Source organism: Actinomycetota bacterium, assembly GCA_019347575.1.
In the GTDB taxonomy this organism is placed as follows: domain Bacteria; phylum Actinomycetota; class Nitriliruptoria; order Nitriliruptorales; family Nitriliruptoraceae; genus JAHWKY01.
Window position 1 is genome coordinate 23,952 of the sequence record JAHWKY010000042.1, and the last position, 7,702, is coordinate 31,653.

The following is a 7,702-nucleotide window of genomic DNA, read 5'->3' on the forward strand; positions in this document are numbered from 1 at the left end:
CCTACTATCGTAGCGTCGTACCGACCGCCTACCGCGAGGGTCGGCTACCCCTCTGTCCAGGAGGCGCGTCATGAGCAGCGAAGAGGTGCTCTCCCCGCTGGCCCCCGAGGAACTGGCGGATCGCGTGGGGGTCGACCGGCAGGCCGTCGCGGAGTGGGTCGAGTTGGGCCTGCTACCCGTGGACGCTCACGGAGCGCTCGACGCGAGCGCGCCGGAGCGCGCCCGGTTGCTCCGCTTCGTCACCGAGCGCGGCATCGCGGCGGCGGCCGTGGCCCGGCTGGCAGAGGAGGAGGGCGACGTCCTGGCGCGTTGGCTGAGCTACACCCGCCCGCTGCATGGCACGAGCCGGATGCTCGGCGAGGCGGCCACGGAGGTGGGCCTCGACCTCGACCTCGCGCGGCGCCTGTGGAGCGCCGCTGGCCGCGGACACGAGCCGGAGCTGTTCGACGACGACGTCGAGATGCTGCGCACGGCGGCGTTCGCGGTGCAGGTCGGCCTACCCGCGGATGCCATCGTGCAGCTGGTTCGGGTCTTCGCCGACGCCCTGGGCCGGATCGCCGACGCAGAGACCCGGCTGTTCCACTTCCACGTCCACGAGCGCCTGCGGACCGAGGGACTCGCCGGTCGAGACCTGGTCGAGCAGACCCGCGCAACCGGCGACGCCCTCCTGGAGCTGACGGAGCCGTCGATCCTGTACTTCCACCAGCGGGCCTGGGACCGCGCCCTACGTGAGGACCTGGTCATGCACCTCGCCGAGGACGTCACGTCGGCAGCCAGCGCGGCCATGCCGATCGCCGTGCTGTTCGTCGACCTGGCCAGCTTCACGCCCCTGACCGACGCCATGGGTGATGTCGCCGCCGCCGCCGTGCTGGACCGCTTCTCCGAACTGGTCCGCGACGCGGCCGCACAGTGCCACGGCCGCGTCGTCAAGCAGATCGGCGACGAGTTCATGCTCAGCTTCCCCGTCCCCAGCTCGGCGGTGCGCTGCGGTCTCGAGATCGCCGACCGCGCCGCCCACGAGCCTCGGTTCCCCGCGCTGCGCATGGGCGCGCACGCCGGCACCGCCCTGTTCCGGGAAGCCGACTACCTGGGTGCCACCGTGAACATCGCCGCACGTGTCGCTGCGAAGGCCGGTCGCGGGCAGTTCCTGGTCACCGAGGCCGTGGTCAGCGACACCACGGATCTCGCCGTCGGGGCGTGGAAGGCTCTGGGTCCACGCCAGCTCAAGGGCGTGACGGGTCCGGTGGAGCTGTACGAGGCGGTCCGAGACGGGCAGCGGCCGGCGCGCCACACCGATCCGGTGTGCGGCATGCAGCTCGACGCCGACGAGGACCCGTACCGGTTGAGCTGGCAGGGCCAGGATCACCTCTTCTGCTCCGAGACGTGCCTGCGCCGGTTCGTCGAGATGCCGGAGCAGTACGGGGCCGCCGGAAGCTGATGGGTGGTCGATCAGCGATGACGTCACACGCGGGTGGCTACGGTGGTTCGGCGGATCGTCGGACTAGCTGCTGGAGTCAGTTCCAGCGCCACACGGGAACAGTCTGCCCGGCAGACACGTGGGTCGGATCCTGATCGGTCGCCCTAAGGGCCTGCTCGGCATCGGCCGCGGCAGCCGCCGCCGGGGGCTGACCGTGCTGCATGCCGCCCATCGCCTTCATCATCAGCAGCATCGACAGCGGACAGATGGCCAGTAGCAGGAACGGCAGCGCGGCGCTGATCGCCTGAGGCGCCAGCCACCACACCAGGACCGCAGCAACCACGACCGCGGCGACGACCCTCTTGTTGATGCAGATCCCGAGCACCTTCACGGTCGACCCTCCCGGCCACTAAGCCCAGCTACGACAGAGGTGTCGTAGGTTAGCACTGTTGCCGTCCGCGCCACGTCGTCGTGCCGGCGCGAGTGCCCACGGCCGCCGCCAGCACGAGCCACGCCAGGTGAATGGCGCCCAGCACCGCACCGAGGAAGACCGCGGTCGGCAGTCCCAGCCACCACGTCCGCTCGATGATCCCCAGCAGGTCCATGGCGACATCCTACGACAGCGTCGTCGTTATAGACTGCACCACTGCTGTCGGGGCATCGTCCGGCGGCAGCCGGTTTCTTGGGAGGTGGTCATGGCTCGGTTCCGGAGCCGTCGGAAGCGCCCCACGGCCGAACAGTTGCTGGGCCCGCTGGAGGCGGCCTGCATGCGGGCGCTGTGGAAGCAGTCACCGGCGAGCGTGTCCGACGTGCTGGAGCGGGTCAACGCCAAGCACGACGGGGCACTGGCCTACACCACGGTCATGACCGTGCTGTCGCGCTTGTACGACAAGGGCTACCTGGCGCGGGAGCGGCGTGGTCGCGGTTACGACTACACCCCGCGGTACAGCGAGGGCGAGCTGGTGGACCAGCTGGGCGGCCGCGAGGTGGAACGGCTCGTCGAACGGTACGGCGAGATCGCGCTGGCGCACTTCGTCGAGGCGCTGGAGCAAGCCCCACCGGATCTGGTGCGGCGTCTGCGCCGACTCGACGAGGACGCGGCTGATGGCTGACCGACGCGCGGCCCTGGTGCTGGCGGTCTCGCTGCTCGGGGTGTGTCTGGCGGGTGTGGTGGCGTCGTGGCCGATGGTCCGGAGCGTGATCGTCGTCGCAGGGGGCCTGGTGTCCGCTCGGTTGACCGTTCTCGCCTGGCGACACGCGCGTCTGGCCTCCGCCTTGCGGCGGGGGAGCGTCGGTGGCGACTGCCACGGCATCCACGTGCGCTGGCGGGTGTGGCACGCCGGCGTTGCGGTGGCCGGGCTGCGACGGCCCGAGATCTACTGTCATCCCCGGCTGAGGGGGTCGCTCACCCCGCGTGAGCTGACGGCGATGCTGCTGCACGAGCGCCACCACCAGCTGCGCCGAGATCCCCTGCGCCTGCTGCTGCTTGCGGTCGTCGCCCCGGTGGCCAAGCTGGTGCCGGCTGGACGGGCGTGGCTGGCCCGGCGTGCCGCCGCCGTGGAGGTCGCCGCTGACCGGTTCGCCCTCGAGCACGGGGCAGCGCGCTGTGACCTGGCGGGAGCGCTGCTCAAGGTCGACGCGTCCGCCCCGGCGCCCGCAGCCGGGTTCGGCGTCGCCACCGAGCTGCGACTGCGTGCCCTGCTGGGCGAAGAGCCCGACCTCTCGACCACGCACGCCCTGGCAGGTTTGGCGGGCGTGTTCGCCGTCGTGACGCTCGGTTGTGCCGCGGCGATGCTCCACCACGTCGTCGGGTCTGGCGGTGCGATCGGCTGTGCGCTGGTGGGCTGCTAGGACGGCGCGGGAGCTGCTACCGGCGCATCGTCGTTACCTCCGGATGGGAGGGAGCGTGGTGACGGCCGACCCGACCGTGTCGCGTCGGCGCGCGTGGTTGCGCCGTGCCGCGGCCGTGGCCACCGTCTGCGCAGCGGCACTGCTGTCCACGGCAACGGCGGCGTTGGGCCACGCCGCGTTTGTCACCTCGCAGCCCGCCCCTGGCAGCCAGCTGACGGCGACCCCCGGCGTGGTGGTGGTGCGGTTCAGCGAGCCGCTGATCGCCGACCTGTCGTCGCTGGAGGTAGAGGCACCCACCGGCCAGCGGTTCGAGGCAACCGTCGCCGACGACCGGGAGATGCACACCGACCTGCCGACCAACGCCCAAGGCGAGTACGTCGTGCGGTGGAAGACGGTCAGTCCCATCGACGGTCACACGCTGCGTGGCGACTTCCGCTTCAGCGTCGGCGCTGCCGTCTCCGCAGGAGCCGACGAGCCATCGGTCGCACCGACCGGCACCGACCTGGCCGTGGCCGCCGGACGTGCTGTCGAGTACGCAGCGCTGCTCGGTGTACTCGGCGCCCTGCTCCTGAGGCTGCTCGCAAGGCGGGAACCACAGCTGCGCTGGCTGCGACCACGCCTGCACGTCCTGACGGTGCTCGCGGCCGTCGCCGGCGTGATCGTCGTCGGTGGTGAGGTGCTGCTCGCCACCTCATCACTCGCACCACGCGCGGTTGCCAGCTTCCTCACCGCACCGTCGGGGACGCCGCGGCTGGTGCGCCTCGGGGGAGAGGCCGCCGCGGCCGCGGCCACCCTGCTCCCCGCCGTCCGCTGGGCCAAGGAGCGCCCTGACGCGGACCGGATCGCGGACACGCGCGCGCGGGTCGTCGGCGTGGGGACCGTAGTGGCACTGATCGGCCTCGCCGCGGCCGGACACGCCGCCGCCACCCAGCCGACGTGGTGGGGCGTCACGGTCGATGCCGGCCACCTCGTCACGGCCGGACTGTGGGCCGGAGCGATCCTGGTCATGGCGGTCCAGCGGCCACCTGGTGGGTGGCGCGGGGAGCAGGCCCGCGAACTGCTGATGCGGTTCTCGCCGGTCGCCGTCCCCGCGTTCGTGGGCACGGTCGCGTTCGGAGTCGTGCGGGGCGCGCAGGAGCTCGCCAGCCTCCGCGACCTGATCGCCACCTCCTACGGGCAGGTCCTCGGCCTGAAGATCATCGCGGTGGTGCTGATGGTGCCCCTGTCGCTGCGGGCGTGGCGCCGCCGAGCGGTCACGGCGCGCGCGGAGGCCTTCCTCGCCCTGGTCGCGGTCGTCGCCGCCGCGGTCCTGGCGGCCTACCCGGTGCCACCCCGCCGCGGTGCCGAACAGGCGCACATCAGCGACGAGCCGACCGCGACCGGCGCGTTCCCGCAGGACGGCGACTTGACGCTGGGCGCTGGCGCCGGCGACACCCTGGTCGGCCTGACGTTGCGCCCCGGCGAGCCCGGCAGCAACGACACGTACGTGTACCTGCTGCCCGTCGAAGGAGAGGAAGCATCGTCCGGTCGCCAGGTTGGACTCCAGGTGGAGGGGCGACCACCTATCACCATGGAGGGGTGCGGGACCGCTTGCCGCCTGGCCACCACCACCGTGCAGGGCGGCGAGACGATCGACGTCACCGTCTCGGGGGACGGGGGCGGCACGGCCACCTTCCAGCTCCCCGCACAACTCCCTGCCCCCGAGGCAGCGCAGCTGCTCTCCGATCTGACCGCGCGGATGAACGCGCTGCGCTCCTACCGCTACGACGAGACCCTGGGGCCAGCCGACCCGCCGATCACCTCCCACTGGGACCTCGTCGCCCCCGACCGCCTCCACGGCGTGGTCCGAACCCACGACGGGGTCTACGAGACCATCCGGATCGGTAACCGCCGCTGGGGCAAGCCCACGCCGCAGGGTCCCTGGCGGGGCGGCGACGCGGGGGGCACCAGCGTCACCGTGCCGACCCACATCTGGGACTACCCCGACCGCATCGCACCCCACATCGTCGGCACCGACACCGTCGACGCGATCGCCACCAGGGTCGTGTCGTTCTTCGTCGACCTCGACGGGTCCCCGATCTGGTACCGGCTGTGGGTGGATGACGACGCACACGTGCGAAAGGCCGAGATGCGCGCCCGTGGCCACTTCATGGACCACCACTACTACGACTTCAACGCGCCCATCACCATCGACCCCCCGACCGTCAGGGATGCCGGAGTCGGAGACGAGGGTTGACCTTGGAGTCCACTCCAAGGTTTATGCTCGGGCGTGATGGATGACATGACCGTCTCCGCGTTGGCCCAGCGCGTCGGCACCTCTGCCGACACGATCCGCTACTACGAGCGGATCGGTCTGCTGCCTGAGGCCGAGCGCAGCCCTGCCGGCTACCGCCTGTTCGGCGAGGGCGACGTCGAGCGCGTCGCGTTCATCAAGCGCGCCCAGTCCTTCGGCCTCCGGCTCGATGACATCGGCGCGCTTCTCGACATCCGCCAGCGGGGCCTCTGCCCCTGCGGGCACGCCCGCCAGCTGCTCTCGGACAAGCTTGCCGAGATCGACCAGCAGATCCAGTCGCTCGAGGACCTGCGCAACGACGTGCGCGCGCTGATGGAGGACGGCGTCGCCGAAGACGCGTCGAACTGCTGGCCGTGTGGGGACCAGCTCATCCAGATCCGACCGCTGACAGAAGGCAACACTCGATGAACACGAACGCATGTAACTGCGGATGCAGCACGATGACCACCATCACGAACGCCGAGCACGCGTGCGGCTGCGGCTGCGACTGCTGCGCGCCGAGCCAGTTGACCCGCGAGGAGGAGCTCGTCCAGCTGCGTCGGCTACGGCAGTCCGCCGACGAGCGACTGAAGGAGCTCGAGGCTAGCTGACCCATCAGGGGTTCTTCAGGTCGAGTTTGCTAACGCCTCAGTGCCCTTGAGCGCCGGTCGTCATGACGCAGCCACGCGAGCACGCCCAGGCCGCCCAGTACTAGAACCACCCATGCCCAGAAGAAGGCGTCGTCGCCGCGGCGTGACTCTCGGATTGCGACGGTTGCGACCGTGAGGAGGTGCACGAGCACAGCGGCGATGACGATAAGGGCCAACCCGACCCCCCGTACCTCCAGGGCCGCGATGTAGATCCCCGCGCTGGCCGCGACATCGAGCCAGACGACTAGCCGGGCGTGTCGCTCAAGTGTCACGCCCGCCCTTCCTTCGCGATTCCGACCGTTGGGCGGTCGCTGTCTTCAACGGTTGTCTATCAACGAACGGCCGTCGCACACACATCGGTGATGCCGCTGGCACGTCGTGCGCCAACGGCATGACGGTGGGGTTCGTGGAGGATCAGCAGATGAACTTCTTGTTCGGGTCGAGCGATGTGAGGAAGATACGTGGGGCGTGGACCCAGCACTGGTTGTCCTCCTCGTTCATGGTCCTCGAAGCGCGTCCGTGACCGAGCCGGGCGGACGATCCTGGTCGTGGTCTAGACGACGGCACAGAGCCGCGTTGGGGCGATACGAGGGGCAGGCCGGTGGCCGGTTGGCGGTCGTGGATTCAGGCGCGGCTTCGCATCTGGCTTTCGGGGGGTTTGGAGATGTTCTTGAGTGCCTCCTCGGGCGTGCGGACCGGAAGTTGACGGATCTTGTCGAGGGCTTGTCTGTTCTTCTCCTCGGATGGCTCGAGGTCGTTCCATGCTGCGACCGCCGCCAGGGTGCGGTCGGCCCATGACTCCACCATGACGAGGAAGCTGATGAAGAAGTCGACACCCAGGGCGCGGAGGTAGACCTGGCTCTGCGCGACGTTGATGCCGTCGATGAACTCCTGCTTCACCTCACCGGAGAACCGAAGCATCTCCTGGGCGTCGGCGCGGACCTGCTTGAGTGAGGCCAGGAGGTCGTCCTTCGTACCCAGTGGGGCGACGAAGACGCGCATCAGTACCTCGAACTCCATCGAGAAGGGGGAGATCGGTGTGCCCAGCCACTCGCGCAACGCTTCTTCGCCGTTCTCGGTGATCGAGTAGACCGTGCGGGCTCGTTTCCCCGTGTACTCCTTCTCGCCCAGAAGCAGCCCCATGGCAGAGAGACGCTTGACCTCGCGATAGATGGCGCTCTCGGCCCGTGGCCAGACGTAGCGGAAGTAGCGCACGCGCTGCTCCGCGAGTTCGTAGGCGGACCAGGGCCGCACGGCAACCTGGGCCAGGACCGCGTACGAGGTGGTCGTCAGTCGCTCACTCATCGCGCCTCTTGACTTACTCCACATTGCAGTATATGTTACTCCAACATAGAGTATATCAGGTGGTCCGTGATCCGGAGGGTCGTGATGAGTGATCGAGCTGGAACCGAGTACGTCGAGACCCTCGTCGTCGGAGGCGGACAATCTGGCCTCGCTGTGGTCTACCACCTCTCCCACCGGGGTCTTCCCTACGCCATCGTCGATGCCAAC

Annotated in this window: 10 protein-coding genes; 6 read left to right on the forward strand and 4 right to left on the reverse strand. The window is 69.7% G+C overall.

Annotated features, from left to right (window positions below; all coding sequences use genetic code 11):
- Nucleotides 1-70 precede the first annotated feature (70 nt).
- Nucleotides 71-1,438 carry a YHS domain-containing protein gene (locus tag KY469_19865; protein MBW3665357.1) on the forward strand — a complete coding sequence of 456 codons (1,368 nt, stop codon included), beginning with the start codon at nucleotides 71-73 and terminating at the stop codon, nucleotides 1,436-1,438.
- A gap of 76 nt (nucleotides 1,439-1,514) precedes the next feature.
- Here KY469_19865 and KY469_19870 read toward each other — a convergent pair whose 3' ends face one another.
- Nucleotides 1,515-1,808, reverse strand: coding sequence for a DUF2933 domain-containing protein (locus KY469_19870; GenBank protein MBW3665358.1), 294 nt, complete (start codon nucleotides 1,806-1,808; stop codon nucleotides 1,515-1,517).
- A 49-nt stretch (nucleotides 1,809-1,857) separates the two neighbouring features.
- On the reverse strand, nucleotides 1,858-2,022 hold the full coding sequence (locus KY469_19875; protein ID MBW3665359.1) for a hypothetical protein: 165 nt from the start codon (nucleotides 2,020-2,022) through the stop codon (nucleotides 1,858-1,860).
- Between the two features lie 90 nt (nucleotides 2,023-2,112).
- Here KY469_19875 and KY469_19880 point away from each other — a divergent pair, with 90 nt between their 5' ends.
- The 5 genes from KY469_19880 to KY469_19900 are packed head-to-tail and all read left to right on the forward strand — an operon-like array spanning nucleotide 2,113 to nucleotide 6,151.
- A complete protein-coding gene (locus tag KY469_19880) occupies nucleotides 2,113-2,529 on the forward strand; it encodes a BlaI/MecI/CopY family transcriptional regulator (protein MBW3665360.1) in 417 nt (138 codons plus the stop codon).
- The gene (locus tag KY469_19885; protein ID MBW3665361.1) at nucleotides 2,522-3,268 is read left to right on the forward strand and encodes a hypothetical protein; all 747 of its coding nucleotides are present in this window, start codon (nucleotides 2,522-2,524) and stop codon (nucleotides 3,266-3,268) included. Before KY469_19880 ends, KY469_19885 begins: the two co-directional genes overlap by 8 nt.
- 55 nt (nucleotides 3,269-3,323) lie before the next feature.
- Nucleotides 3,324-5,504, forward strand: coding sequence for a copper resistance protein CopC/CopD (locus tag KY469_19890; protein ID MBW3665362.1), 2,181 nt, complete (start codon nucleotides 3,324-3,326; stop codon nucleotides 5,502-5,504).
- Between the two features lie 36 nt (nucleotides 5,505-5,540).
- Nucleotides 5,541-5,969 (forward strand): heavy metal-responsive transcriptional regulator, encoded by a 429-nt coding sequence (locus tag KY469_19895; GenBank protein MBW3665363.1) that lies wholly within the window; start codon nucleotides 5,541-5,543, stop codon nucleotides 5,967-5,969.
- Nucleotides 5,970-6,001: 32 nt separating this feature from the next.
- The gene (locus KY469_19900; GenBank protein MBW3665364.1) at nucleotides 6,002-6,151 is read left to right on the forward strand and encodes a hypothetical protein; all 150 of its coding nucleotides are present in this window, start codon (nucleotides 6,002-6,004) and stop codon (nucleotides 6,149-6,151) included.
- Nucleotides 6,152-6,180: 29 nt separating this feature from the next.
- Here the strand turns inward: KY469_19900 and KY469_19905 are convergent, their stop codons facing one another.
- Entirely contained in the window at nucleotides 6,181-6,462 is a 282-nt protein-coding gene (locus KY469_19905) for a hypothetical protein (protein ID MBW3665365.1), read from the reverse strand.
- A 352-nt stretch (nucleotides 6,463-6,814) separates the two neighbouring features.
- Nucleotides 6,815-7,495 (reverse strand): PadR family transcriptional regulator, encoded by a 681-nt coding sequence (locus KY469_19910; protein ID MBW3665366.1) that lies wholly within the window; start codon nucleotides 7,493-7,495, stop codon nucleotides 6,815-6,817.
- Nucleotides 7,496-7,702: the final 207 nt, after the last annotated feature.